This is a genomic window from Thioalkalivibrio sp. ALE12, assembly GCF_000381105.1.
Lineage (GTDB): Bacteria > Pseudomonadota > Gammaproteobacteria > Ectothiorhodospirales > Ectothiorhodospiraceae > Thioalkalivibrio.
Map to the genome: position 1 here is coordinate 689,775 of NZ_KB905905.1, position 26,105 is coordinate 715,879.

A 26,105-nucleotide genomic window follows, 5' to 3' on the forward strand; every position below is an offset into this window, starting at 1 on the left:
GCTTCGCCTGCAAGCAGGCTCCTACCACCGGACGCATTCTACCGTGGGTACGCGACCCGGCGTTTCAACCCTGTGAGAGCGCGCTGTCCAGCGCCGCAGGGTCAGTCACCGGCGCCTCGCACTGCAGGCCGCGGCAGAGATAGGCACGCACACCCGTCTCCGGCGCGGCCTTCTCCGCCAGCGCAGCGGGCAGGTCGCCGGCATCGGCCGGGATCGCGAGGGCCCATACCGGAGCAGCCTGCGCCCGCAGGCGCTGCTGCCACGCGGGAAGTTCGTCCGCCGCCCCGCGCAGCACGACCAGGGCCGGCGGCTGGTAGTGGATGTCCAGCGCCATCAGCAGGCTCATGTGTCCCACCGGGGCCTGCTCGATCATCGGTCCGGCGTTGGCGAGGGTGCGCTCGGCCGCCTCGATATACCGTGGCTCGGCCAGCATGAACCCGAGCTTCTGCAAGGCCTGCGCCGCGACACCGTTGCCATTGGCCATGGCATCGTCGGAATACACTTTCGGGCGCTGGATCAGCGCCTCGTGATCGCCGGCGGTAAAGAAGAAACCGCCGTGCTCGCGGTCCTCGAATTCCGCCAGCAGGGTATCGGCCAGAGTCACGGCCCAGCCCAGCAGCTCGCTGTCCCATTCAGTCTCCAGCAACGCCAGCGTGGCCTCCAGCAACAGGGCGTGATCGTCGAGATAGGCGCGCGGCATCGCACCGGTGGCCCCCTCGCGCACGCTGGCGTACAGCCGGCCGTCGCGCCACAGGCGCTCGCGCACGGCGGTCATCGCGTCACGTGCCAGGTGCAGCCATTCCGGACGCCCCAGGGCGCGCGCGGCCCGCGCCAGTCCGGAAATCATCAGGGCATTCCAGGCGCCGAGGATCTTCTCGTCCCGGTGCGGTCGCACCCGATCCGCGCGGGCCGTCAGCAGACGTTCCCGGGCCTGATCCAGCCGCCGGTTCACCTCCGCCTCGTCGATCCCCAGCGCCTCCGCGCCGGTCGCCGGCGGCACGACCTCGTGCAGATGCCAGCGCCCCTCGAAATTGGCCGGGCCATTGAGCCCCCAGACCCGGCTGGCAACGGCCCATTCGTCCTCCGGCAACAACGCCTCCACGGTGTCCGGATCCCAGACGTAGAAGCGTCCCTCCTCGCCCTCGGAGTCCGCGTCCAGGCTCGAGTAGAAGGCCCCGGAGCCGTCCCGCATCTCGCGTTTCAGCCAGGCGACCGTCTGTTCCACCACCCGCAGCGCGCGAAGATCGCCGCCGGCCGCGCGCTCGGCATAGAGCCCCAGCAGCGGGCCGTTGTCGTAGAGCATCTTCTCGAAGTGCGGAATCATCCAGCGGGCATCCACCGAGTAGCGACAAAAGCCACCCCCCGCCTGATCAAAGATGCCACCCGCGGCCATCGCGTCCAGGGTGCGCCCCAGCATGCGGTCGGCCTCGGCATCGCCATGGCGCGCCGCATGCCAGGCCAGCCACTCGAGCGAGGCCGGGTGCGGAAACTTGGGGGCATCCCCGAAGCCGCCAAACTGCTCGTCGAAGGTCTTCGCCAGTTCCGCGCGCCCCTTGTCGATGACACTGAGCGCCGGGATCGCGCCTCCGGCGGGGCGGTAGATCCGACCCAGCGCCTGCTGCAGCGATTCGTTCTGGCGCTGGATCTCGTCGGGGTGCTCGGCGAGGAAGTCGGCAACCCGCGTCATCAGATCCACGAACGATGGCAGGCCGTGGCGCGGGGTGCTCGGGAAGTAGGTCCCGGCAAAGAACGGCACCTGGTCGGGCGTCAGGAAGACGGTCAACGGCCAGCCCCCGGGACGCTGCGACAGCAGCATATGCGCGTTCTGGTAGATGCGGTCGAGATCCGGGCGCTCCTCGCGGTCCACCTTGATATTGACGAACCGCTCGTTCATCACCGCGGCGGTGTCCGGGTCCTCGAAGGACTCGTGCGCCATCACATGGCACCAGTGGCAGGCGGAGTAGCCGATCGACAGCAGGATCGGCTTGCCCTCGCGGCGGGCGCGTTCCAGCGCCTCCTCGCCCCAGGGGTACCAGTCCACGGGGTTGTCGGCGTGCTGCAACAGATAAGGGCTGCTGGCCCCGGCCAGTCGATTCATCGCGCGACCTCCTGGAAAGTGGATCCGACGACCCGCATGCAGGTGCATGCCGGCGCCCGGCCGGGTAGCATGTGCAGCCGGTTTTTCATCCGCAAGCGCCCATGCCCACACACCCGTTTATCGACCCGGTCGCGCTGTCCATCGGCCCGCTGACCCTGTACTGGTATGGCCTGATGTACCTGGTCGGCTTCATCGCCTTCTGGGCACTCGGCGTCTGGCGCACGCGCACCCGCGACTGGGACCCCCTGCACCCCTGGCAGGTCGGCGACCTGCTGTTCTGGGGCGTGGTCGGGGTCGTGGTCGGCGGACGGCTCGGCTATGCCCTGTTCTACAACCTGGACGCCACACTGGCCGACCCGGTGAGCCTGTTCCGCATCTGGGAAGGTGGCATGGCCTTCCACGGCGGACTCGCCGGGGTGCTGGTCACCTGCTGGCTGTATGCCCGCAAGATCGGCCAGCCGTTCTTCCGCCTGACCGACTTCATCGCCCCGCTGATCCCGATCGGCCTCGGCGCCGGCCGCATCGGCAACTGGATCAACGGCGAACTGTGGGGCAAGCCCACCGACCTGCCCTGGGCCATGGTCTTCCCGGCCGCGGACTACATCCCGCGCCACCCGTCGCAGTTGTACCAGGCCTTTCTCGAGGGGCTGGTGCTGTTCGTGGTGCTGTGGATCGTCTCGCGCCAGCCGCGCCGCACGGGCCTGATCTCCGGGCTGTTCCTGACGCTCTACGGCGGCTTCCGCTTTGCGATCGAGTTCGTCCGCGTGCCCGACGCCCACATCGGTTACCTTGCCTTCGACTGGCTGACCATGGGCCAGGTCCTGAGCCTGCCGGTTATCCTGTTCGGCGTGGCCCTGATCGTCTGGTCGCGGCGCAACCCGCTGCCCGCAGCCCGCCCGGCCCCGGAGGCCTCCTGAGATGCAGCAATACCTCGATCTGGTGCGGCACATCCGCGACCATGGCACGGATCGTCCGGACCGCACCGGTACCGGCACGCGCTCGGTGTTCGGCTACCAGATGCGGTTCGATCTGGCTGACGGCTTCCCGCTGGTAACCACCAAGCGCACTCACCTGCGCTCGGTGATCCACGAGTTGCTGTGGTTCATCGCCGGCGACACCAATATCCGCTACCTGCGCGACAACAAGGTCCGCATCTGGGACGAATGGGCAACCGAGGACGGCGACCTGGGCCCGATCTACGGCGCCCAGTGGCGCAACTGGGCCGGCCACGACCAGTTGGCCGAACTGGTCGACAACCTGCAGAACCGGCCGCATTCCCGGCGCCACATCATCAGCGCCTGGAACGTGGCCGATCTGCCCGACGAGTCCGTCTCGCCGCAGGCCAACGCGGCGGCCGGGCGCATGGCGCTGGCGCCCTGCCACACCCTGTTCCAGTTCTACGTGGCCGACGACCGCCTGTCCTGCCAGCTCTATCAGCGCAGCGCCGATGTCTTCCTCGGGGTGCCGTTCAACATCGCCAGTTACGCGCTGCTGACCCACATGCTCGCGCAGGTGGTCGGCCTGAAGCCGGGCGAATTCGTGCACACCTTCGGCGACGCCCATCTCTACCGCAACCACCAGGACCAGGTCGAAGAACTGCTCGGGCGCGAGCCGCTGCCGCTGCCGACCCTGCACCTGAACCCCGACGTCACCGACCTGTTCGCCTTCACCTTCGACGACATCGAGGTCCGCGACTACCAGTCCCACCCCCCGATCAAGGCCCCCATCGCCATCTGACTCCGCTACCCTCGCAAATGGATACCGGCAAGGAAGCCGAATGAAGATCAAGGAACTGATCAGATGCCTGGAACGCGATGGATGGGTTCAGGTTCGACAAAGAGGCAGCCACCGCCAATTCAAGCATCCAACGAAGCCGGGACTTGTAACCGTGGCGGGAAAACCTGATCTGGATATTCCCCCCGGAACACTGAACAATGCGCTGAAACAGGCGGGTCTCAAGGACAAAAACCCGAGGAGGCGATGATGAACTACACCGTGATCATCGAGGAAAGCGAGGATGGTTGGGGTGCATATGCGCCCGATCTACCCGGCTGTATGGCCTCGGCGGCCAGCCGCGAAGAGGTCGTAACCCTAATCCGGGAGGCCATCAAGTTCCATCTCGAAGGCCTCCGGGAGCAAGGGGAGCCCATTCCCGAGCCGCACTGCCAGAGCGAAATCATTCAGGTCGACGCCGCCTGACCCATCCGCGATCGGACTATCTCTACATGCGCCAACCCGAGATCCACCTGATGGTCGCGCTCGATCCGGATCACGTGATCGGGCGCGACAACGACCTTCCCTGGCATTTGCCGAAGGACCTGCAGCACTTCAAGCGCGTGACCAACGGCCACCCAATGATCATGGGGCGGCGCACCTTCGAGTCCATCGGACGACCGCTACCGAAGCGGCGCAATCTGGTCCTGACCCGCCAGTCGGACTGGCGCGCCGACGGCGTCGAGGTCTACCCGGATCTGGACGCGGCCCTGGCCAGCATCGAGGCGGGCCCGGCCTTCGTGATCGGCGGCGCGGGTCTGTTCGAGGAGGCCCTGCCGCGCGCCGACGTGCTGCACCTGACCCGCGTGCACGAGCGCCACGCCGGGGATACGTACTTCCCCGCGATCGACCCCGCGGACTGGGACGTCGTCTGGTCCGAACACCACGAGGCCGACGACCGCCACGCCTGCCCCTTCACCTTCGAACGCCTCGAACGCCGCACCCGCTGACCACGCCCCGCCGCCCTTTTTGTTCACCACGAAGCACACGAAGGCACGAAGAAAAGCTAGGTCAAAAGCAAAAAGCTTGAACAGGAAGAAAGGAAGTCAGGAAGGATTCTGAAATGGGTCTGTGCCTGCGGCGCGGGCCTGCGCACGCCGGTTCGCCCTGATTCACATCATCCTTCAAATCTTCTCATCTTCCTGTTAACGCCCTTGACCTAGCTTTTCTTCGTGCCTTCGTGTGCTTCGTGGTAAATACAAAGGGGTTCAGCGGCCGCCGAAATGGGGGATCAGGCGGCCCGGCAGCAGATGCACCAGGATGAAGCCGAGCATCGCGGCAACCACGATGGTCGGGCCGGTCGGCGTGTCGTACTGGAAGGAGCCCCACAGACCGGCCCCCACTGCCAGCATGCCGATGATGCCGGCAAGGATCGCCATCTGCTCGGGGGTGGTGGCGAAGCGCCTTGCACTGGCGGCCGGGATGATCATCAGCGCGGTGATCAGCAACACCCCGACGACCTGCATCGCCGCGGCGATCACCAGCGCGATCAGCAGCATCAGGCCCAGCCGTACCAGCAGCACCGGTACGCCCTCCACCTGTGCCAGCTCCTCGTGCACCGTGAGCGCCAACAGCGGGCGCCACAGGACGATCAGCAGCAGCAGGGCCACGCCGCCGCCAATGGCGATCGACAGCAGATCCCCGGTCCCGACCGCGAGGATGTCGCCGAACAGGTAGGCCATCAGGTCCACCCGCAGGCCCTCGATGAAGGTAACCGCCACGATCCCCAGCGACAGCGCGCTGTGCGCGAGGATCCCGAGCAGCGTGTCCGCGGCCAGTTCCTGGCGGCGTTGCAGCAGTACCAGCAGGATCGCGATGGCCACGCATACCAGCGTGACCATCAGGTTCAGGTTCAACCCCAGCAACACCCCGAGGGCCACGCCGAGCAGGGCCGAATGCGACACGGTATCGCCAAAATAGGCCATGCGCCGCCAGACCACGAAGGCCCCCAGCGGCCCGGCCACAGCCGCCACCATCAGGCCCGCCAGCAGCGCGCGCACCAGGAAGTCGTCGAGCAGCCCTTCCATCATCGGGACCCGCCTCCGCCGGGGCCTGACGGCCGACCATGGGCACAGCCGGAGTGATGCTCATGCACCTCCCCGGCCACGTCATGCACGTGGTCGTGATCGTGCCGGTAGACGCCGATGCCCTGCATGTCCGACTCCGGGAACAGGCGCTGGTATTCCGGGTGCCGCGATACTTCTTCCGGCCGCCCGGTACAGCACACATGCTGGTTCAGGCAGATCACCGCATCCGCCCCCGCCATCACCAGGTGCAGGTCGTGCGAGACCATCAGCACCCCGCAACCCGTCTCGTGGCGGATATCGTCGATCAGCTTGAACACCTCGCCCTGGCCGGCGATATCCACCCCCTGAGCCGGTTCGTCCAGCACGAGCAGGTTCGGTCGATTGAGCAGCGCGCGGGCGAGCAGTACCCGCTGCATCTCTCCCCCGGAGAGCGACTGCACGGGCTTGTGCAGCAGGTGCGGCACCCCCACCCGTTCGAGCCGTTCCCGCAGCACCGCCTCCGGGGCCCGCTGGCGCAGGGTCAGGAAACGCCGCACCGACAGCGGCAGCACCGGCTCGATCTGCAGGCGCTGCGGCATGTAGCCGATGCGCAGGCCGCGTCGGCGCTGCACCCGCCCGTGCCCCGGCTTCCACAGTCCCAGCAGTACCCGCAGAAGGGAGGTCTTGCCGGCGCCATTGGGGCCGATCACCACCGTCACCTCGGCCGGGCGCACCTGCACCGTCACGTGGTCGAGGATCACCCGTCCGGAACGCTCCAGCGAGACGTCGCGGGCCGCCAGCAACGGGGCGGCATCGTTTTCCGGAGCGGCTGCCCGGGAGGGGATTTTTTCAGGCATATTGGTATACTATAACGTTATTAGACCCGATGGAGAATCCGCCCATGCGTCCCGCCGACCGGCGTCCGAATCGTCTCGCCCTGTTGACTGCCCTGGCACTGTTGCTGGCACTCGCTGCACCGGCCCAGGCCGAAGGCACGCGTATCGTCGCCTCGATTCTACCGGTCCACAGCCTCGTTGCGGCGCTGGCGGGGGACACACACGAGGTCGAGCTGCTGGTGCCGGCCAGTGCCTCGCCGCACGGTTACGCTATGCGGCCCTCCGAGGCCCGGCGCCTGCAACAGGCCGACATCGTGGTCTGGGTCGGTCCGGAACTGGAAGGCTTCCTTGAACGCTCGTTGCAAGGGGTGACCAACCGCGCGACCGTGATCAGCCTGTTGCACGACCTGGACCTGCCCCTTCTGGAGGGGCGCAGCGGTGGCGTCTGGGAGGGCCATCACGACCATGGCGACCATGGCGACCACGCGCACGACGATCAGCCTCACGACCACCACGGGCATGGCGAGCGCGGCGATCACCACGAAGCGCTCGACAGGCATGAACACGACCACGCTGACCACGAACACGGGGACCACGCACACGCCCATGACACGCATGCCCCCGATGCACACGGATCGGGCGATCATGGGCACGGCGGCCATGACCACGATCACGGGCATGCGCATGGCGATGTCGATAGTCATCTGTGGCTGTCGCCGGCTGTGGCGACGGCCGTCGTCGAACAACTGGCCGACCGCCTCGCGGAACACGACCCGGACCAGGCCGCCACCATCCGCGACAACCGGGATCGCCTGCTCCAGCGAATCGAAGACCTGGATGCCGGGATCGCCGAGCAACTGGAGCCGGTACGGGACCAGCGCTTCATGGTGTTCCACGACGCCTACCAGTACTTCGAGCGGCACTACGGCCTGAACGCGGCCGGCTCCATCAGCGTCGACCCGTCGCGCATGCCCGGGGCGCGCCGACTGTCCGAACTGCGCACGCGCCTGGCCGAGGGCGATGTCACCTGCCTGTTCACCGAACCCCAGTTCCGCCCGGCCCTCGCCGAGACCGTGGTCGAAGGTACGGACACCCGACTCGGCATGCTCGACCCCATCGGGGCGGAACTGGAGCCGGGCCCGGATGCCTGGTTCGACCTGATGCAGGGCCTGGCCGACGGCTTCACCGACTGCATGGCGGCGGACGCTCGCTGATCGCCACACGCCCCGCGTCCGCCATCCCGGGCACCGCGCAGCGGTGACCCCGGAGCCTCGCGCCTCGTGGTACCTCCTGCGCCAGAGATCCCGGCTCTACACTTCGCTACGGCCGGGATGAGCCAGGCCAGCGGCGCGGATGCCCCGACGATCAGAGCAGGACCAGGCCCCAGACCAGTGCCGCCAGCAGGAAGCTGACCAGCACGGCGGCCGAGGCAATATCCTTGGCCCGCGCCGACAACGGGTGATGCCCGTCGCCGAAGCGGTCGATCGCCGCCTCCACCGCCGAGTTCAGCAGTTCCACCACCAGGATCAGCAGCACGCTGCCCGCCAGCAATGCGCGTTCGACGCCATCCTGCCCCAGCACCATCGCCAGGGGCAGGAGCACGACCGCCAGCGCCAGCTCCTGGCGAAATGCGGCCTCGTGACGGAATGCCTCGCGCAGCCCGCGCCAGGAATACCCGAAGGCGTGCCACACCCGACTCAAGCCGCGACGCCCGCTATGCGCCATCGGGTTCGTCCCCGGTCCGGACGACCGAACCTGCCGGCGGGTCCGCGATCGCCACCCGGTTGCGACCCTCGCGCTTTGCCCGGTAAAGCGCCTCGTCGACCCGGCGCAACAGGTCACTGCGCGGTTCGCCAAAGGTGAAGGCCGCCACCCCGAGGCTGATGGTCACGCGGCCCACCTCGGGGAAGGCATATTCGGCCACGCGTGCGCGGATCGATTCGGCGACCCGTGCACCCGCCTCCGCGTCGTCCCCCGGCAGCAGGACCATGAATTCCTCGCCGCCCCAGCGCCCCAGCACATCCGAAGCGCGCAGGCGCTCGCCCGCCACCCGGGTGACGTCCTGCAACACGACATCCCCGGTGGCATGGCCATAGGTATCGTTGACGGCCTTGAAATGATCAAGATCGAACATCACTAGGGAAAAGGCCTGTCCATAGCGTTCGGCACGCCGGAGTTCGCGGTCCAGCAGGCTTTCGAAGTACCGCCGGTTGGCGACACCGGTCAGACGGTCGTAAAACGCCTGACGCTCCAATTCAGCCTGATTGCGCTCCAGCTCCATCTGCGTGGTCTTGAGTTCGGTGATATCGACGGCGGTGCCCGCGACTCGGGTAACGTGACCCTCCGGATCCGTCACCGGATAGCGGTGGACGCGCACCCAGCGTTGCTCCCCATCCGGCCGCCGGATCCGGAAAGTCTCGTCGGTCCGGGCATTCCACAGTGGCTGCGCCAGAAAAACGGATTCCACCCGTGCCCGGTCCTCCGGGTGCACCGCCTCCAGCATCGCCGCCGGATCGCGCAACAGATGTTCACGACTGTAGCCCCAGACCCGCTCGTAGGCCGGGTTCACGTACAGGATGGAGTCCGCGTCCTGGAGCCAGAAGACCTCGTTGACCGAGCCGGCCAGCTGGCGGAATCGCTGCTCACTCTCGCGCAGGGCCTCTTCGACCGCCTTGCGCTGCGAGATGTCGCGCAGGATGGTGGAGATCTGTCGCACATCCCCGTGGCCATCGCGGCGTACGACAATCACCTGCGACACTGGCACCTCCCGACCCTGGGCGTCGAGTATCGCGGTCTCCCCTTCCCAGACCCCGTCCCGCATCGCGACGGGTGCGGCCTCCTGAAGGATCTGGTCGGCCGCCCAGGGCGGGTGGAACCGCCGAATCGCGGTCTCCAGAGAGCCCGTTTCGGCCGGCAGATCGCGGCTGTTCCAGCCGCCTTCGGGATCCCAGGGCTCCCCGGAGGACAGGGGCAGGCCGAACAGACGCCGCCCGGCACCATTCAGGAACAGCATGTTGCCGGCCGGGCCGTGCATCGCGACCACGTCCGGAGTGGACTCCAGGATGCCGACCAGCCGGCGCAGGTTCTCCTCCAACGCGTGGCGTTCCGTCACGTCCTGCACGGTCCCCATCATGCGACAGGGTTTGCCCCCTGCATCGTGTTGCGTCGATCCGCGTGCATGGACTACGCGCTCGCGCCCGTCGGGGCGCACGATCCGGAAATGGATGTCGTACTCACCACTCTCCAGCGAGGCCTCGACCGTCGCGGCCACGCGATCGCGGTCGTCCGGGTGCACGGCCTGCAGGAATCCCGCGTAGTTCGCCTCCTGATCTTCCTTGCGCAGACTGAAGAGACGGTAGACCTCGTCCGACCAGTGTGTGCGATCGGCCGCGATGTCCCAGACCCAGCTCCCCATGTGCGCGATGCGCTGTGCCGCGGCAAGCTCCTCGCCCCGCGCGCGCAGGGCGTCCTCCATAGCTACCTGCTCGGAGATGTCGATCATCACCCCGTGCCAGACGATGCTGCCATCCGGGCGCGGTGCCTCCGGGGTCGCGCGACCCTCGACCCAGAGCGTCCCGCGCAGTGGATGACGTACGCGATAACGGACCTGCCAGGGGCCCATGGTGCGCGCCGACTCCTCGATGCTCGCCTGGATACGCGGAAGGTCGTCTGGATCGACCCGGGCAAAGGCGGCATCCGCGTCCTCCTGGATGAGATCGGGAGAAACCCCGTACACCCGCTGCGCACCCTCGCTGACAAACGGGAATTCATGACGACCGTCCGGATACAGCCGGTACTGGTAGATCGCACCCGGCAGATGACCGGTCGCCTTCAGCAGGTGGGCCTCGCGCTCGCGCCGGGCCGTCTGGTCCTGGAACGAGACCACGGCGCCGTCCACCCGACCGGACACGTCGAATGTGGGTGCGGCAAACACACTGACCGGGAACAGGCTCCCGTCGGTGCGCACGAAGTGATCATCCCAGGCCTCCAGTGGCCTGCCCGTCTCGAGGACGCGGTAGATGGGACAGGCCTCTGGCGGGTAGGGCGTCCCATCTGCCAGCACGTGATGGTTGGTCGAATGCGATTCCTGCCCCAGGGCATCCAGCTCCCGTTCGAAACCCAGCAGACGGCAGGCCGCCGGATTCAGGAAGGTGTAACGGCCATAGCGATCCAGCCCGAATACGCCTTCGGCAAGGCTTGCCAGCAGGCGCGTCTGGAACGCCTCGGCCGCGCGCAGCTCGGTGATGTCCTCGATCACCCCGTCGAACACACACTGACCGTCCGCATCCTCGGTCCGGTAGGCGGTAATTCGGGCGCGGAAGGGGCACCCCCGCAGCGTCTTCAGATCCACCTCGCGTCCGACCACCCGCCCGTACGCCGCCAGATCGCGACTGAGCGCCGTCCGCTCGGCAGGGTCCCGGTAGAGCTCGCGGACCGGCTTCGATCGCAGCTCGGTCTCGGTCGCGGCCTCGAACAGCTCCACCATCGCCGGGTTGAGCCGCACGAAGCGGCCCTCCGGCCCCGGTGTATTGCGGTAGACGCCCACCGGCAGCCGGCCGAACGCCACCCCGTAGAACTCCAGCTCGCGTTCGTAGCGGCGGGTCTCCGAGACATCGTGGATGATCGAGTAGAGGTAGCGCCGGCCGTCCAGCACCACCGGACCCGAATACACCTCGACATCGCGCACGTCGCCACCGCAGACGCGGTGCCGGAAGCGGAAGAACCGGCGCTCCTCGCGCGCCGCCCTGGCCATCTCGGCGCGTACCTCGGCCGCCGACAGCGTATTGATCTCGTGGATGTGCATCGCCTTGAGCCGCGCGACCGAATAGCCGTAAAAGGCCTCCGCGGCGGGGTTGGCATCCACGATGGCACCGTCCTCGGGATCGATCAGCAGCTTCGGCGCGGTATTGGCGGTAAAGGTCTGCTCGTAGACCCGGGCCGCCGAGTCACCCGGCTCCCGGCGCTGCACCGTGGCCAGCCGCCCGTCCGGATCGGGCGCCAGCACAACCGTGCAGGCCAGCGCCGCTCCGCCTCGATCACTCGGGGCCGCAAGCGCCAGGTCCAGGGTGACTTCGCCCGCTCCGGCGCGGGCCAGCGCATCGCGCAGGGCCTTGCGCGCGTCCTCGGGGACACACTCGGCCAGCGACTGCCCCTCGAGATCCTCCGCGGCACAGCCCAGCCAGTCCGCCAGGCGCGCGTTGGCGGCCCGCACGCGACCGTTCGCGTCCAGATACAGCAACCCCACGGCCGCGCGATCGAACAGACCGTCACGCCCGGATTCTGCCCGCGCGTCCCCCGCTCCGGCTCGGCGTCCATGGTCGTTCAATCGCGTCGCACCACCTGATTCCGTCCGGAATGCTTGGCCCGGTACATCGCGTCGTCCGCGCGCTTGATCCAGTCCTTGATCGCCTCGCCCGGGCGACATTCGGCCACCCCCAGACTGATGGTCACCGATCCCACATGGGGCAACTCCAGCGCGGCCACCTGGCGCCGCAGGTCCTCCGCCAGGCTACAGGCCGCCTCGGCCTTCGTGCTCGGGAGCAGGACCATGAACTCCTCCCCGCCCCAGCGACCCAGCACATCGGCCTGGCGCAGCCGATCGCTCGTGGTGGCGACCACGCGCCGGAGCACCTCGTCCCCGACATCATGGCCATGGGTGTCGTTGATCCGCTTGAAATGGTCCAGGTCCAGCATCACCAGCGAGCAGGGATCCGCATAGCGATCGGCGCGCCGGGCCTCCTGTTCCAGCAGGGCCTCGAAGTGGCCGCGATTGGCCGCATCGGTCAGCGGATCGTAGAAGGCCTGGTGTTCCAGCGCCGCCTCCAGCTCCTTCTGCCGCGAGATATCGTGAAACATGGCGACGTAATACTCGATCGCCCCGGTGGCATCCCGGATCGCGGTGACGATCTCGTGCAGCGGGAAGACGCGGCCGTCCTTGCGCCGGTTCCATACCTCGCCCGACCAGTGCCCCTGCTCGCGCACGGCTCGGAACATCTCCTCGTAGAAGCTGCGGTCCTGGCGGCCGGAGTTCATGATCCGGGGGTTCCGGCCCAGCGCATCGGCCTCGGTGAAGCCGGTCAGCTCGGTGAAGGTGGCGTTGACGCGCTGGATCGTCCCCTCGACGTCGGTGATGAAGATCGCCTGACTGCTGTCGAAGGTCGCCGCCAGCAGGCGCTGCTCGCGCTCCAGCTGGTGACGCTCGGTGATGTCCTGCACCGTCCCGATCATGCGCAAGGCCCGGCCGTCCTCGGCGAATTCGACGTAGCCGCGCTCGTGCACCACGCGTTCCTCGCCGCCGGGGCGCAACACGCGATGGATGGTATCGAGCGTTCCCTCCCCGGCCATCGCCGCATCCACCTCGGCCTGGATGCGGTCACGATCGTCGGGATGGACGGACTGCATGAAGGCCTCGTGCGTCCCGCCCCACTGGCCCCGCCGCAGGCCGAAGATCCGGAAGACCTCGTCGGACCAGCGAATCTCGTTGCGCACGAAGTCCGACACCCAGTTGCCGATATGGGCAATGCGCTGGGCCTCGGCCAGCTCGCGCTCACGCTGATGGAGCGCCTCCGCGGCCCGCACCTGCTCGGTGATATCCAGGATCACGCCATTCCAGAGCACACTGCCGTCGTCCAGGGCCTCGGGGCTGGAGTGCCCTTCCAGCCAGATTTCGCCGCGGTCGGGATGGTGCACTCGGTAGCGCTGGCGCCAGGGGGTCAGACAGCGCATGGACGCCTCGATGCTCACCGTCACGCGGTCCAAGTCCTCCGGATGGACCACCTCAAAGACGCAACGGGCGTCCCGCATCACTGCCTCGGGCGTGACCCCGTAGACATCCACGATCCCCTCGCTGGCATACGGGAACGTCGCATGCCCGTCCGGGGACTGACGGTACTGATAGATCACCCCCGGCAGGTTCTGCGCGATCTTCTCGAGGTGACGCTCGGTTTCCACCCGGGCGCCCACGTCCTGGAAGGCGCCGATCAGCTCGACCACCGCCCCCTGATCGTCCCGGATCGCGGTGACCTGGTCCTCCAGCCACTGCCAGTGTCCGCCGGGCATGCGCTGGCGATAGTTCAGGCGACAGAATCCGCGGGCGCCTTCCGCCAACCAGCGTTTGATCTGGCTTGCGCAGCGCCGATAGTCCTCGGGGGCGAGATGGGTGAGGAGCCAGTCCGGCTCGCGCGTGATCTGCTCCGGACTCCAGCCGGTCACCGTCTGCACGTTGCGGCTGAGCCAGGTCATGGTGCCCAGATCCGACGGATCCATGGTGTAGATCACCGCCGGGCTGGCCCGCAGGAGGGTCTCGGTGCGCTGCTCGGCCGCCTTGCGCGTGCCGATATCGTTGACCACCACGAGCAGCGCCTCGGGGCTGTCCTCGGTGGCCGGGATGCGGCTGGTCGTCAACTCCACCCACTGGGCCTGGTCGGTGGCATCCAGCAGCCGAGCCTCGACCTTGCCGTTGCCGCACCCGCCATTCAGCAGGGCATGGCGATGAGCCTCCACCCGCTCGCGGTCGTCCGGGCAGACGTGCGCTTCCAGCGTGGCACCGGCCAGATCCGCCGGATCAAAAGCCAGCAGGGCCCCAAGGCGGAGATTGGCGCGCAGGATGCGCCCCTCGGTATCCATCTCGGCCAGCCCCACCGGCGCATGTTCGAACAGCGCCGCATAGCCGTGGATGCCACAAATCTCGCTCATTGGATTGCATTCCTTGCCCGTCTTGGTCTCTCTTGGCGGAGACTTGATCGACACACGCTCGCGGTGCCGGCTGCCCTCGGGCCTGACAGTGCTTGAGTAGACTGAATCCAGAAACTACCAGATGCCGAGTCTGGTTTCTGCTTGACCCTACAAAATCGCGATTACTGCCGTGCAAAACGAGAACGCCCCCGGCGAGCGGGGGCGTCTCGAGCAGGGCGCCGAAGCGCCCGGGGTGGATCCGACCCTAGCCGTGAGTACCGGTCCGGGGCGCGCTGTCGTCCCCTTCCTCGGCGGGCTGGAACACCACATCCAGCGCCTTGGCCGCGGCCACCTCGTTGAAACGCCGATTGGGCAGCGTGTGCGGGGCGGCCTTGATGGTCTCCATGTCGTTCTCCGACTCGGCCAGGATGCAGGCCATCGCCTCGACGAAGCCGTCCAGCGTCTCCTTCGATTCGGTCTCGGTCGGCTCCACCAGCAGGCACTCCGGCACCAGCAGCGGGAAGTACGTCGTCGGCGCGTGGTAACCGTGGTCCAGCAGGCGCTTGGCGACGTCGCCCGCGGTCAGGCCGCGTTCCTTCGCCTGCTTCTTCAGCGTGACGATGAACTCGTGGGTGGCGCGGCGCTTGGGATAGGCCAGATCGAAACCGGCCGCGGCCAGTTCCCGGGCCAGGTAGTTGGCGTTCAGGGTAGAAAACTCGGAGACCCGCACCATGCCCTCGCGGCCCAGCATGCGCATGTACACATAGGCGCGCAGCAGCACGCCGGCATTACCGGCAAACGCGGACAGGCGGCCGATGCTCTGCGGGCGGTCGGACTCCTCGGCAAAACGGTAACCGCCCTGCTCCGCTTCGATCACGTGCGGGATCGGCATGAACGGCAGCAGGCGCTCGGAGACGCCCACGGCACCGGAACCCGGACCACCCCCGCCATGCGGCGTGGAGAAGGTCTTGTGCAGGTTCATGTGGATCACGTCGAAGCCCATGTCCCCCGGGCGCACCTTGCCAAGGATCGCGTTCAGGTTCGCGCCGTCGTAGTACAGCAGGCCGCCGGCGTCATGGACGATCTTCGCGATCTCGGAGATCCGCCGCTCGAATACGCCCACGGTGGACGGATTGGTCAGCATGATCCCGGCCGTCTGCGGGCCCACCGCGGCCTTCAGGGCCTCGATATCCACGTCGCCGGTCTCGTCGGTGGGGATCTCGCGCACCTCGTAGCCGCACATGATCGCAGTCGCGGGGTTGGTGCCGTGCGCGGCGTCCGGGACGATGATCTCGCGGCGCTCGGTATCGCCGCGGGCGTCGTGGTAGGCGCGGATCATGGCCACGCCGGTGTACTCGCCCTGGGCACCCGCCATCGGCGCCAGCGACACGGCCTTCATGCCGGTCACTTCCTTCAGCATCTCCTGCAGCTCGAACATGGTCTGCAGGAAGCCCTGGCTGTGGCTGGCCGGGGCGTGCGGATGCCGGTTCAGGAATCCGGGCAGCATCGCCAGGCTGTTACAGGCACGCGGGTTGTACTTCATCGTGCACGAGCCCAGCGGGTAGAACTCGGTGTCGATGGAGAAGTTCTTCTGCGACAACCGCGTGTAATGCCGCACCACGTCCAGTTCCGAGGCGGCCGGCAGACCCGGCGCGGACTTGCGCTGCAGGTTCGCGGGGATACGGGTCGCGGCATGGTCGCGCGGCGCCTGGGCCACGGCCGAGCGACCGGCGCGGGAACGTTCGAAGATGAGATGGGCGTCTGTGGTGCTCATAGCGGTTTCTCGCTTGCATATTCGGGTGACGGCGACCGGGCACGGGCCCGGCCACCGGCGGCGCGGTGGTTCTCCGCGCCGGTTACTGGGTCGGGCTCAGGTTGGCCCGGTCATCCAGGGCCGCGAACGCGGCGTCGTAGTCCGGCTTGTCGCCGATCTCGGAGACCAGCTCGGCGTGCATCACCAGATTGTCGGTATCCAGCACGACCACGCCGCGGGCGGTGATCCCGGCCAGCGGGCCGTCCTGGATCAGCACGCCGTAGTCCTTGGCGAAATTGCGATCGCGCATCATCGACAGCACGGTCACGCGCTCGAGGTTCTCGGCGGCGCAGAAGCGGCTCATCGCGAACGGCAGGTCGGCGGAGACGATCAGGATCTCGAGATCCGGACGGCTGGCCACCATCTCGTTGAACTTCTTGGTGGAATCGGCGCAGACCGGCGTGTCCAGGCTGGGCACGATGGAGATCAGCTTGCGCTTGTCGCCGAAGTCGGCCAGCGAGACATCCTGCAGATCCTTGTTGGTCAGCTTGAAGTCCGGGGCCGGCGAGCCCACATGCGGCAGGTCGCCGTTGGTGTTGATCGGGTTACCTTGCAGCTTGATTTCGGCCATGGTTGCCTCCCGGCGTTGTGTGTATGGCGCGTGGGGTCGTTGACCCGGGGAATCAGACCGCCTCAGGCGGCCTGCTCCCACGTGGTCACGTACTGCTCGAGGTCGGATTCGGTCTTGGTCTCGGTGGCGCAGGCCAGCACGCAGCCATCCAGCTGCGCGTAGTCGCGGCCCAGCTCGAAGCCCGCGAGCACGCCGGCGTCGGCCATGGTCTGCACGCGGCTGGCGGCATCGCCGCCGAAATCCAGCGCGACTTCGTGGAAGTATTCGCCGGTAAAGCGCGGCTTGATGCCCTTGGCCGCCAGCTTTTCCACCAGTGCGTGGGTGTTGGCATAGCAGGCCTCGGCCACGCGGGTCAGACCCTCGTCACCCAGCATGGACATGTGGATGGTCGCGGCCGTCACCACCAGGCCCTGGTTGGTGCAGATGTTCGAGGTCGCCTTGGAGCGGCGGATATGCTGCTCGCGCGCCTGCAGGGTCAGCACGAAGCCGGGCTTGCCGTCGGCATCCTCGGCGCGGCCGACGATCCGCCCCGGCATCTGCCGGATGTGCTTCTTCAGGGTGGTCATGAAGCCGAAGTACGGCCCGCCGGAGGACAGCGGCGCCCCCAGTGGCTGGCCCTCGCCGACCACGATGTCGACGCCGTTGGTGCCCCACTCGCCCGGCGGCTTCAAAAGCGCCAGCGAGACCGGATTCACCACGGCGATCACCGGGACGCCGCGCTCCTCGGCCCAGCCGGTCAGGGCGTCCACATCCTCGAGGATGCCGAAGAAATTCGGCTGGCTGATCACCATGGCGGTGACGTCCTCGTCGGCATACGGCGCCAGGGCGTCCACCGGGGTCTGGCCGGTGGTCTCGTCGAACGGCAGCTCGACCAGCTCGATGCCCTGGTTGCCGATCAGCGTCCTGACCACCTTGCGGTAGTCCGGGTGCAGCGCGCCCGGCAGCAGCACGCGCTTGGCCTTGGAGCGGCGGTTCACGCGAACCGCCATCAGCACGGCCTCGGCCAGGGCAGAGGCGCCGTCATACAGCGAGGCGTTGGAGACCTCCATCCCGGTCAGGCGGCTGATCATGGTCTGGTATTCGTAGATCAGCTGCAGCGTGCCCTGGCTGGCCTCGGCCTGGTAGGGCGTGTAGGCGCTGTAGAACTCGCCGCGGGTGGCGATCTGCCACACGGCGGCCGGGATGTGGTGCTCGTAGGCACCGGCCCCGATGAAATTCGATGGCATGCCGTCCTTCGCGGCCCGCTCCTGCATCAGGCGGGTAATCCCCATCTCGTTCTCGCCCTCGGGGATCCCCGTGAGCGGCGGCGAGCGCAGATCGGCGGGGATCTCGTCGAAAAGATCCTCGACGGATTCGGCACCGATGCTATCGAGCATGGCGCGGATGTCTTCTTCGGTATGCGGGATAAACGGCATGTCAGGTCTCGCTTCCGCCAATGATGGCGAAGTTCGGTTGGGTCCCGGCCGGACATGACCGGGACCAGTGATGCACAGCCAGGCTCAGGACTCGGCCTCGACGTGCGCGGCATAGGCATCCGCGTCCATCAGGGCGTCCAGCTCACCGGCATCGGAGGGCTTCACCTTGAACAGCCAGCCGTCCTCGAAGGGCGACTCGTTGACCTTCTCGGGGCTGTCTGCCAGGTCCTCGTTGACCTCGGTCACCTCGCCGGAGATCGGCGCATAGATATCCGAGGCGGCCTTGACCGATTCCACGGTGGCACAGGCCGAACCCGCCTCGATGCTGCTGCCCGCTTCCGGGGCCTCGACGAACACCAGATCACCCAGCAGTTCCTGCGCGTGATCGGTGATGCCCACGGTCACGCTGCCATCGGCCTCGCTGCGCACCCACTCGTGGCTCTTGGTGTACTTCAGGTCCTTCGGTGCTTCGCTCATGACGTCTTCCTTTTTCGTTTGGATCCCGCCTGCGCAGTGTAGTCCGGCACACGCGGCATGAGGCAATAATTCGTTAGCGATTCAGTTCGATCTGCGGCTCGCCATTGCGGACGAACACCGGCTTCACCACGCGCACCGGCAGCTTGCGGCCGCGGATGTCCGCGTGCAGCTCCTCGGCCTCGACCCCGGCCGGGATCCGCGCGAAGGCGACCGACACCCCGAGGCTGGGCGAGAAGCTGCCGGAGGTGACCACGCCGTCGCCGGCCTCGGTCTCGATGCGGGTGCCGCCACGCAGCACCCCGCGCCCGTCCAGCACCAGCCCGACCATGCGTTCCGGCACGCCCGCGGCCTTTGACTGCTCGATCGGCGCGCGGCCGATGAAATCGCGCTCGGCATCCTTCAGCGCGATGGTCCAGCCGAGGTTCGCGGTCAGCGGATTGGTCTGGTCGTCCATGTCCGTGCCGTAGAGATTCATGCCGGCCTCCAGGCGCAGGGTGTCGCGCGCGCCGAGACCGATGGGATGCACGCCGGCGGCCTTCAGCTTCTCCCAGAAACCGTCGGCGGCCTCGGCCGGCAGCATCACCTCGAAACCGTCCTCGCCGGTGTAGCCGGTGCGGGCGACAAACCACGTGTCATTCCAGACCGCGGAGAACGGCTTGAGATCCCCGGCACTACGCAGGTCATCCGGCAGCAGCGGCAGGGTCTTCTCCACCGCCTGCGGCCCCTGGATCGCGATCAGCGCGAACTCCGGGCGCGGCTCGACGTTCACGTCGAAATCCTTCGCGACCTTCTGCATGTGGGCGATATCGCCCTCGGCGGTAGCGGCATTGACCACCGCGCGGTAACTGGCGCCCCCGGTCCAGTAGATGATCAGGTCATCGATCACCCCGCCGGCCTCGTTCAGCATGCAGCTGTACAGCGCGCGGCCCTCGGTCTTCAGCTTGGCCACGTCGTTCGCCAGCAGGTAGCGCAGGAAGGCCTGCGCCTGCGGGCCACGGATATCCACGACCTGCATGTGCGAGACATCGAACATCCCGGCGGATTCGCGCACTCGCTTGTGCTCCTCCATCTGGGAGCCGTAGTGCAGCGGCATCTCCCAGCCGGCGAAATCGACCAGCTTGGCCCCCGCGCGCTGATGCGCGGCATGGAGCGGAGTTGTCTTCAACGTCGTCATCTGATTCTCGCCTTGCGTCCGTTTCGTGGTCGATTCGCCGGCAGCCGCCGGTGGAACCGCGAGGCCCGGTCGCCGTGCGCCGGGCATAAAAAAAGGGGCGGCCAGCAGGGATGATCTGCCAGCCGCCCCTCTGTCCTGAAACCTGAGAGTTTGCGTCGCGTCAATCCGTTTCCGGACTGCGTGACCGCCCCCTTCGGTGGGCCGTTTCCGGCCGCTCTCCAGAGTGTGTCTCCTGCACCGTTCCGGTCCTGTAGCCTGAGCGATTCCGGGCGGATGTTGCGCCTTCGGCGTCTGCCAATCGACTCGCGATCGCAGATCTCTTCCAGAACGGTGTGCGGGCATTGTCGGGCACCCGCAGACGAAACTAATTGTAGACCAAAATATCTCCGGCGCGAAAGCCCGGACGCCCGGCGGCGACTTTCCGGCCCGGAGCAACCGCTCGACCCGCGCCCCCTTCGCGCAACCGGGGCACCGTCATTGCGAGGAGCGCAGCGACGAAGCAACCTCCTTACGAAACCACCGGATGCTGACGCGCGGCCAGCTTTCGAAGGTGACTCGCTGCGCCCGCCCTTCGGGCCGCCCTGCGGCCGTTCAGCGCGCAGCGCGTTTTTGTGCCGCGTCGTCTGGGGTTCCTCGGAATGACGGTGCATGTGCGTGGCGCCCTACAGCGCCAGGTCGATCGCCAGCAGGACGACGAAACCGACCAGCACGCCGACCGTCGCCTGCGCCTCGTGCCCCTTGCGGTGCGACTCGGGGATGATCTCGTGACTGATGACGAACAGCATCGCCCCGGCCGCGAAGGCGAGCCCCCAGGGCAACAGGAACTCCATCAGCGTGATGGCGCCGGCCCCGATCAGACCACCGACCGGCTGCACCAGCCCGGTCAGCAGGGTCACCCCGAATGCGGCCCACTTGCTGTAGCCCAGCGACAGCAAGGCGATTGCCACCACCAGCCCCTCCGGCATGTTCTGCAGACCGATCGCGATGGCCAGCGCGATCCCGTCACGGACGTCATCGCCCCCGAAACCTACGCCGACGGCCAATCCCTCGGGCAGGTTGTGCAGGGCGATGGCAAAGATAAACAACCAGACACGGCGGATCTTGGCGGGGTCTGCCCCGCTTTGCGGGCCGATGTGGAAGTGTTCGTGCGGCACGCACTTGTGCAAGGCGAGCAGCGCGCCGCCCCCGAGCGCCATACCCACCGCCAGCACGACAATCGCCATACCCACGCCGCCATACTGCAGCTCGGCCTGTTCCACCGACGGCAGAACCAGCTCGAAGGCCGTGGCAGAGAGCATCACTCCGGCGCCGAAGCCCATCATCGCGTCCTCTACCGACTGGCTGATCCGGCGCAGGAAGAAGATCGGAAGCGCGCCCACGGCTGTCATCAGCCCGGCCACGAAGCTCGCCAGCAGGCCGATCTGCAGCGTACTCAGGCCGACGAGCCGCTCTTCCAGCGAAGGCCAGACCAGACTGACCAGCCAGATGAAGGCCGCCAGCGCGATCAGCGACCCGATCAGGAAGACCCGGGGGACCGGTTTGCCGTGATCGTATTCGACAACGGGCTCGTTTGATTCGCTCATGCTCGATCCTTGAACGTCCTGACGGCGTGGTGTTTCTACCATGGATTCCCGGGCCGCCTGCGGGTTTCACAGGCACAGGCTATGGCCGCGGTGCGCTCAACCTATCGTAAACGACGGCCGTGCGCGGTAGAGTTTTCGGCCAGCACTGCGGCCGTCCCACCCGGATTACAAGGACCCACCGATGCTCGACACCATCGACCAGTTCCTCGGCGACACCGCCGGCCTTCTCTGGGGCAACCCGATTACCCTGATCCTCCTGCTGGGCACGGGGCTCTATCTCACCATCCGCCTGGGTCTGGTTCAGGTCGTGGCCTTCCGCGAGGGCTGGCGTGCCCTGCGCGGGTCGGACGGTCGGGCCGGCGGCACCGGACAGATCTCGCCGTTCCAGGCGCTCTCCACCGCGCTGTCCGGCACCATCGGGACCGGGAACATCGCCGGCGTAGCCACGGCCATCGCGCTGGGCGGCCCGGGGGCGTTGTTCTGGATGTGGGTCACCGCCTTCTTCGGCATGGCGACCAAGTTCGCGGAGACCACCCTGGCGGTGCGCTACCGCGAGATCGCCCCGGACGGCAGCATCGCCGGCGGGCCGATGTTCACACTCCTCAACGGCCTGAAGATGAAGAAGCTGGCGATCCTGTTCGCCGCCTTCACCCTGATCGCCTCGTTCGGTATCGGCAACATGGTGCAGGCCAACTCCGTGGTCGACGGCCTGACCTTCATCGTGCCGGACCTGCGCGCGGACGACGACATCATGGGCTGGATGGCCCTGATCATCGGCCTGACCATGGCCGTGCTCGTGGCGCTGGTCATCATCGGCGGCGTCAAGCGCATCGCCATGATCGCCTCGACCATCGTCCCGTTCATGGCCGTGATCTACATGCTGGGTGCCTTCGTGGTGATCGTCGCCAACATCGATGCCGTCCCGGCCGCGGTCGCCACCATCCTGAACCTTGCGCTCAATCCGTGGGCCGCCGGCGGCGGCGCGATCGGCCTCGCCATCCAGTACGGCGTCGCGCGCGGCATGTTCTCCAACGAGGCGGGCCTGGGCTCCTCGGCCATGGCGCATGCCGCGGCCAAGAACGGCGATCCGCCGCGCGAGGGCTCGGTGGCCATGCTCGAGCCGTTTATCGATACCATCGTGGTCTGCACCCTGACCGGTCTGGCCATCGTGGTGACCGGGGCCTACATTGACCGCGCCGACGACGTCGTGGGTGCCTCCCTGACCGCCACCGCCTTCAGCTCCACCCTGGGCCCGTTCGGCGCCATGGTGGTAGGGATCAGCCTGATGCTGTTTGCCTTCTCCACCATGATCGCCTGGTCCTACTACGGCGACCGCTCGGCCTACTTCCTGTTCGGCGAGCGCGCGGTCATGCCCTACCGCATCGTGTTCGTCATCCTGATCGTGATCGGGGCCACCATCCCGCTGGGCGTGGTCTGGAACTTCTCCGATATCGCCAACATCGCCATGGCCGCACCTAACCTGATCGCGCTCATCCTCCTGGCCGGCCTGGTGAAGAAGCTGCGCGACGACTACGTGGCCTACCGCCCGATGCCGGATCGTCATGACGGCTAAGGCCCCGGTCGCCGGCGGCCCCAGCGACCCGTTCGCCCAGGGCCCCGCGCGGCCCGATGCCGCCATGCTCGTGCGCGAGGTCGAGGCCGCCCTCGCGGAAGACCTGGGCCCCAACGGTCTGGACGGCGACCTGACCGCCGCCCTGGTCCCGGCCGAACGCGTCGCGCGCGCCACGCTGCTGCTCAAGGAGCCCGCGATCGTCTGCGGACAGGCGTGGTTCGAGCGCGTATTCACCAGCCTCGCGCCGGAGACCCGCATCGACTGGCAGGTACCCGAGGGCGCCCGGGTAACCGTGGACGGCCAACCCCGGGTGATCGCGACGCTCGAGGGGCCGGCCCGGGCCGTCCTGGCCGCCGAACGCGCGGCCCTGAACCTGCTGCAGACCCTCTCCGGAACCGCCAGCGAGACCGCGCGCTGGGTCGCGCGCCTGGAGGGTACCGAGAGCCGCGTCCTGGACACCCGCAAGACCCTTCCGGGGCTGCGGCATGGGCAGAAGTACGCGGTGCGCTGCGGCGGCGGCTACAACCACCGGCTGGCGCTGTGGGATGCGGTGCTGATCAAGGAAAACCACATCGCCGCCTGCGGCTCCATCGCCGCCGCGGTCGAGCGCGCCCGCACCCTGGGTGCCGGACGCTGGGTCGAGGTGGAGACCGAGACCCTCGACGAGGTGGACCAGGCCCTGGCCGCCGGTGCCGACGTCATCATGCTCGACGAGTTGTCGCTGGACGACCTGGCCACTGCGGTGCTGCTCATTCGTGGCCGCGCGATCTCCGAGGCCTCCGGCGGAGTCACCGCCGACAGCCTGGCGGCCATCGCGGCGACCGGCGTGGACTACATCTCCGTGGGTGCGCTGACCAAGCACCTCCACGCGATCGACTACTCCCTGCGCCTGGACTAGTCCACGTCTCGCGCAGTACGGCCCCGACGATCTGCGCCGCGCTCCTCCCGTCTGCCGACGCGCCCTGTGGCCGGTCCTCGTCCGTCGTTTGGTGGCTTCGGACAGCCGTCTGCCTTGTTGAGGCTGGCCCTGGTTCAGCATCCGGTGTTTACGGTGCCTCCGGTCCACATACTGCCAGGCGCTGACTCGCCAGCGCGCCCCGAGGTACTTCTTTGCTCGTGCAAAGAAGTACCCAAGAAACACGCCCGACTGCCGCGACCCCGGCCCGTGTAGCGGGCCGGGGTTTCCCTCGCTCCGAGGCTTTTCGCGGGCGGCGCTGAACTCGCTACGCCTTCGGCTTCGCTCAGACATCCAGCGCCCCCGTTTCTATTTAGAATCGTCCCGCGAAAACCCTCTCCACTCGGCGCGACGACAACGGGGTTAAGGTCAAGACAACGGCCGTCCGGACGTTCTTGCAAATGGATGAAAGGCTAGGTCTTCGAGCATCTTGAGCACGCTCGGCCTTCGGCCGTTGCGTGCCGCGCCCGCATGCGGGCGCCGGGGGCTTTCAGGCGGCAGGGCCGTTGTGCTGCCGTGGGGCTGGAATACCTTCTGTCTTGACCTTCGCCTCCCGTATGGAGCCCCTTGCGGAAGGGTTCTCGGGCCGGCCCGTTTTCTATAAATTCGGGGCGCTGGATGTCTGAGCGTAGCGAGTTCAGCGCCGCCGGCCCGAGAGCCCTGGAGCAAGGTTCCCGGGCGAAATCCGGGTGCCCTTCTTTGGGTCCTTTCTTGGGCAAGCAAGAAAGGACCTCGGGGCGCGCTGGCGAGTCAGCGCATGGCAGGCGGCCGGCCGAAGGCACGTAAACACCGGAGGACGAACCAGGACCAGCCGAACCACCGCATTCATTAGCCGAATGCCGAGCGCTGATGCCAGACATGCAAAAGGGGCCACGCGGGCCCCTTTGCTTGAATCTGGCGGAGAGGGAGGGATTACGGCGACGGAGTCGCCGCCCTGCGGGCCGCCTCCGCTGCGCTTCGGCGTTCCGGCGTCGCTACGCGCCACCGGTCGAACCATCGTGTCTATCAATCGAGGGTTCGAATCCCGGCACCTCCGGGGCCAAACATGCAAAAGGGGCCACGCAGGCCCCTTTGCTCGAATCTGGCGGAGAGGGAGGGATTACTCGGCACGTTGTGCCTCGCCCTCCGGGTCGTCGCCTGCGGCGACGCTCGGGTGCCGCTCCGCGTCACCCGTCGAACCAGCGTTCTTGTTCCTCGGGTTCGAATCCCGGCACCTCCGGGGCCAAACATGCAAAAGGGGCCACGCAGGCCCCTTTGCTCGAATCTGGCGGAGAGGGAGGGATTCGAACCCTCGATACGGGGTTACCGTATACACACTTTCCAGGCGTGCGCCTTCGACCGCTCGGCCACCTCTCCGTTTTCCGCAACCGCTGGACGGCTACAGAGCGCGGAATCCTAAACCAGGCGCGGCAGCGGCGCAATGGAGGGCCGGTGGAAAACGCTTGCGGATCAGGACCCACCCTTGCCTGGCAACCCCGGGAAGGCATGCACGTTTCCACCCACCGCGCCCGCGTCGTGGATGCGCGGCGTCCCCACGGCGGTGACCTCGTCGATGCGAATCAGGGCATGCATCGGCACGTGGAAGCGCTCCACTCCCTCGAACTCGGTACGCAGGCGTTCCTCCGAGGGATCCACCACGACCTGCGAGCGCTCCCCGAACAGCAGACCCTCGATGGTCACGAACCCGTACAGTTCATCCTGATAAACATCACGGGCGAACAATTCGTAGGTTTTGCCATTGTTCAGAAAGCTGATCCGGTAACGTATGTTCTTGTCCATGATCTTAAGGAGACGCTGATTGAATCGCACGTCCGCGCTCGAGTCGCTTTTGCGTGCGAACAAGGCGCGGTGACTGCCCTGCAGTCATTCTGCACAAGGGAACCGCAACGCCGTTCCCGCGCCCGTTTTTGATCAACAACGGGCGGCCGAGCCCCTGCTTTCAATGGCTTGTGGGGTTGGTGCCCCCTGTTCCCCGATCCTGCGTTGCGCCGCTTGCGGGTAGAACCACTACCCGCTGCACGACGCGCCTTGTCTCGGAAAACAGGGGGCACCAACGCGGACGTGCGATTCAATCAGCGTCTCCTTAATCATGGGGGAGCAACCGCAGATTGCAACGGGTTGGCGTTGGTCCGGACGGGCAGAGCCGGTATGATTCCC

At 67.2% G+C, this 26,105-nt stretch carries 21 protein-coding genes, 1 tRNA gene, 1 other RNA gene and 2 riboswitches; of the genes, 8 read left to right on the top strand and 15 right to left on the bottom strand.

Features of this window, described 5'->3' with window-relative positions:
• Window positions 1-64 precede the first annotated feature (64 nt).
• Entirely contained in the window at window positions 65-2,098 is a 2,034-nt protein-coding gene (locus F614_RS0103185) for a thioredoxin domain-containing protein (RefSeq protein WP_019558239.1), read from the bottom strand.
• 101 nt (window positions 2,099-2,199) lie between these two features.
• On the opposite strand from F614_RS0103185, the gene lgt reads away from it, so the two are divergent.
• Genes lgt through F614_RS0103205 form a run of 5 tightly spaced genes read left to right on the top strand, consistent with a single transcriptional unit; the run spans window position 2,200 to window position 4,821 of the window.
• The gene (gene lgt, locus F614_RS0103190) at window positions 2,200-3,015 is read left to right on the top strand and encodes a prolipoprotein diacylglyceryl transferase (RefSeq protein ID WP_018867847.1); all 816 of its coding nucleotides are present in this window, start codon (window positions 2,200-2,202) and stop codon (window positions 3,013-3,015) included.
• A 1-nt stretch (window position 3,016) separates the two neighbouring features.
• Complete coding sequence (locus F614_RS0103195; protein ID WP_018875823.1) at window positions 3,017-3,835, top strand: thymidylate synthase; 819 nt, start codon at window positions 3,017-3,019, stop codon at window positions 3,833-3,835.
• 40 nt (window positions 3,836-3,875) lie between these two features.
• On the top strand, window positions 3,876-4,082 hold the full coding sequence (locus tag F614_RS14255) for a type II toxin-antitoxin system HicA family toxin (protein WP_018867849.1): 207 nt from the start codon (window positions 3,876-3,878) through the stop codon (window positions 4,080-4,082).
• On the top strand, window positions 4,082-4,297 hold the full coding sequence (locus F614_RS0103200; protein WP_018867850.1) for a type II toxin-antitoxin system HicB family antitoxin: 216 nt from the start codon (window positions 4,082-4,084) through the stop codon (window positions 4,295-4,297). Before F614_RS14255 ends, F614_RS0103200 begins: the two co-directional genes overlap by 1 nt.
• A 26-nt stretch (window positions 4,298-4,323) precedes the next feature.
• Window positions 4,324-4,821, top strand: a complete 498-nt coding sequence (locus F614_RS0103205; protein ID WP_019558240.1) for a dihydrofolate reductase — start codon at window positions 4,324-4,326, stop codon at window positions 4,819-4,821.
• Between the two features lie 258 nt (window positions 4,822-5,079).
• Here F614_RS0103205 and znuB read toward each other — a convergent pair whose 3' ends face one another.
• Both znuB and F614_RS0103215 read right to left on the bottom strand, forming a co-directional pair.
• Window positions 5,080-5,901, bottom strand: coding sequence for a zinc ABC transporter permease subunit ZnuB (gene znuB, locus F614_RS0103210; protein ID WP_019558241.1), 822 nt, complete (start codon window positions 5,899-5,901; stop codon window positions 5,080-5,082).
• Window positions 5,898-6,680: an ATP-binding cassette domain-containing protein gene (locus F614_RS0103215; protein ID WP_019558242.1), complete on the bottom strand. Its 783-nt coding sequence runs from the start codon at window positions 6,678-6,680 to the stop codon at window positions 5,898-5,900. The genes znuB and F614_RS0103215 overlap by 4 nt, the downstream gene beginning before the upstream one ends.
• Window positions 6,681-6,778: 98 nt before the next feature.
• On the opposite strand from F614_RS0103215, the gene znuA reads away from it, so the two are divergent.
• A complete protein-coding gene (gene znuA / locus F614_RS0103220; RefSeq protein ID WP_019558243.1) occupies window positions 6,779-7,927 on the top strand; it encodes a zinc ABC transporter substrate-binding protein ZnuA in 1,149 nt (382 codons plus the stop codon).
• 151 nt (window positions 7,928-8,078) lie between these two features.
• Here the strand turns inward: znuA and F614_RS0103225 are convergent, their stop codons facing one another.
• The 9 genes from F614_RS0103225 to F614_RS0103265 all read right to left on the bottom strand — a co-directional run bounded on the left by F614_RS0103225 (window position 8,079) and on the right by F614_RS0103265 (window position 21,420).
• Entirely contained in the window at window positions 8,079-8,438 is a 360-nt protein-coding gene (locus F614_RS0103225) for a diacylglycerol kinase (RefSeq protein WP_028484892.1), read from the bottom strand.
• A complete protein-coding gene (locus F614_RS0103230; protein ID WP_019558244.1) occupies window positions 8,428-12,039 on the bottom strand; it encodes a PAS domain S-box protein in 3,612 nt (1,203 codons plus the stop codon). Before F614_RS0103230 ends, F614_RS0103225 begins: the two co-directional genes overlap by 11 nt.
• Window positions 12,036-14,408, bottom strand: coding sequence for a PAS domain-containing protein (locus tag F614_RS0103235; RefSeq protein WP_018867857.1), 2,373 nt, complete (start codon window positions 14,406-14,408; stop codon window positions 12,036-12,038). The genes F614_RS0103230 and F614_RS0103235 overlap by 4 nt, the downstream gene beginning before the upstream one ends.
• 244 nt (window positions 14,409-14,652) lie before the next feature.
• Window positions 14,653-16,161 carry an aminomethyl-transferring glycine dehydrogenase subunit GcvPB gene (gcvPB, locus tag F614_RS0103240; protein WP_018882701.1) on the bottom strand — a complete coding sequence of 503 codons (1,509 nt, stop codon included), beginning with the start codon at window positions 16,159-16,161 and terminating at the stop codon, window positions 14,653-14,655.
• A gap of 82 nt (window positions 16,162-16,243) precedes the next feature.
• Window positions 16,244-16,771, bottom strand: coding sequence for a thiol peroxidase (tpx, locus tag F614_RS0103245; protein WP_019558245.1), 528 nt, complete (start codon window positions 16,769-16,771; stop codon window positions 16,244-16,246).
• Between the two features lie 62 nt (window positions 16,772-16,833).
• On the bottom strand, window positions 16,834-18,186 hold the full coding sequence (gcvPA, locus tag F614_RS0103250; RefSeq protein ID WP_019558246.1) for an aminomethyl-transferring glycine dehydrogenase subunit GcvPA: 1,353 nt from the start codon (window positions 18,184-18,186) through the stop codon (window positions 16,834-16,836).
• 84 nt (window positions 18,187-18,270) lie between these two features.
• Window positions 18,271-18,663 carry a glycine cleavage system protein GcvH gene (gcvH, locus tag F614_RS0103255; RefSeq protein ID WP_018867861.1) on the bottom strand — a complete coding sequence of 131 codons (393 nt, stop codon included), beginning with the start codon at window positions 18,661-18,663 and terminating at the stop codon, window positions 18,271-18,273.
• 73 nt (window positions 18,664-18,736) lie between these two features.
• Window positions 18,737-19,837, bottom strand: a complete 1,101-nt coding sequence (gene gcvT / locus F614_RS0103260; RefSeq protein ID WP_018878837.1) for a glycine cleavage system aminomethyltransferase GcvT — start codon at window positions 19,835-19,837, stop codon at window positions 18,737-18,739.
• 120 nt (window positions 19,838-19,957) lie between these two features.
• A riboswitch (glycine riboswitch) is annotated at window positions 19,958-20,069 on the bottom strand.
• A 1-nt stretch (window position 20,070) separates the two neighbouring features.
• Window positions 20,071-20,172: riboswitch (glycine riboswitch) on the bottom strand.
• A gap of 327 nt (window positions 20,173-20,499) precedes the next feature.
• Complete coding sequence (locus F614_RS0103265) at window positions 20,500-21,420, bottom strand: ZIP family metal transporter (RefSeq protein ID WP_018878836.1); 921 nt, start codon at window positions 21,418-21,420, stop codon at window positions 20,500-20,502.
• A gap of 181 nt (window positions 21,421-21,601) precedes the next feature.
• Here F614_RS0103265 and F614_RS0103270 point away from each other — a divergent pair, with 181 nt between their 5' ends.
• Entirely contained in the window at window positions 21,602-22,993 is a 1,392-nt protein-coding gene (locus F614_RS0103270) for a sodium:alanine symporter family protein (protein WP_019558247.1), read from the top strand.
• On the top strand, window positions 22,983-23,891 hold the full coding sequence (nadC, locus tag F614_RS0103275) for a carboxylating nicotinate-nucleotide diphosphorylase (RefSeq protein ID WP_019558248.1): 909 nt from the start codon (window positions 22,983-22,985) through the stop codon (window positions 23,889-23,891). Before F614_RS0103270 ends, nadC begins: the two co-directional genes overlap by 11 nt.
• 1,139 nt (window positions 23,892-25,030) lie before the next feature.
• Here nadC and F614_RS14265 read toward each other — a convergent pair.
• The 3 genes from F614_RS14265 to F614_RS0103285 all read right to left on the bottom strand — a co-directional run bounded on the left by F614_RS14265 (window position 25,031) and on the right by F614_RS0103285 (window position 25,727).
• Window positions 25,031-25,176: non-coding RNA, RtT sRNA (locus F614_RS14265), on the bottom strand.
• 37 nt (window positions 25,177-25,213) lie between these two features.
• Window positions 25,214-25,304: transfer RNA gene (locus F614_RS0103280), tRNA-Ser, on the bottom strand.
• 93 nt (window positions 25,305-25,397) lie between these two features.
• Window positions 25,398-25,727 (bottom strand): DUF1820 family protein, encoded by a 330-nt coding sequence (locus tag F614_RS0103285; RefSeq protein WP_026279324.1) that lies wholly within the window; start codon window positions 25,725-25,727, stop codon window positions 25,398-25,400.
• Window positions 25,728-26,105 lie beyond the last annotated feature (378 nt).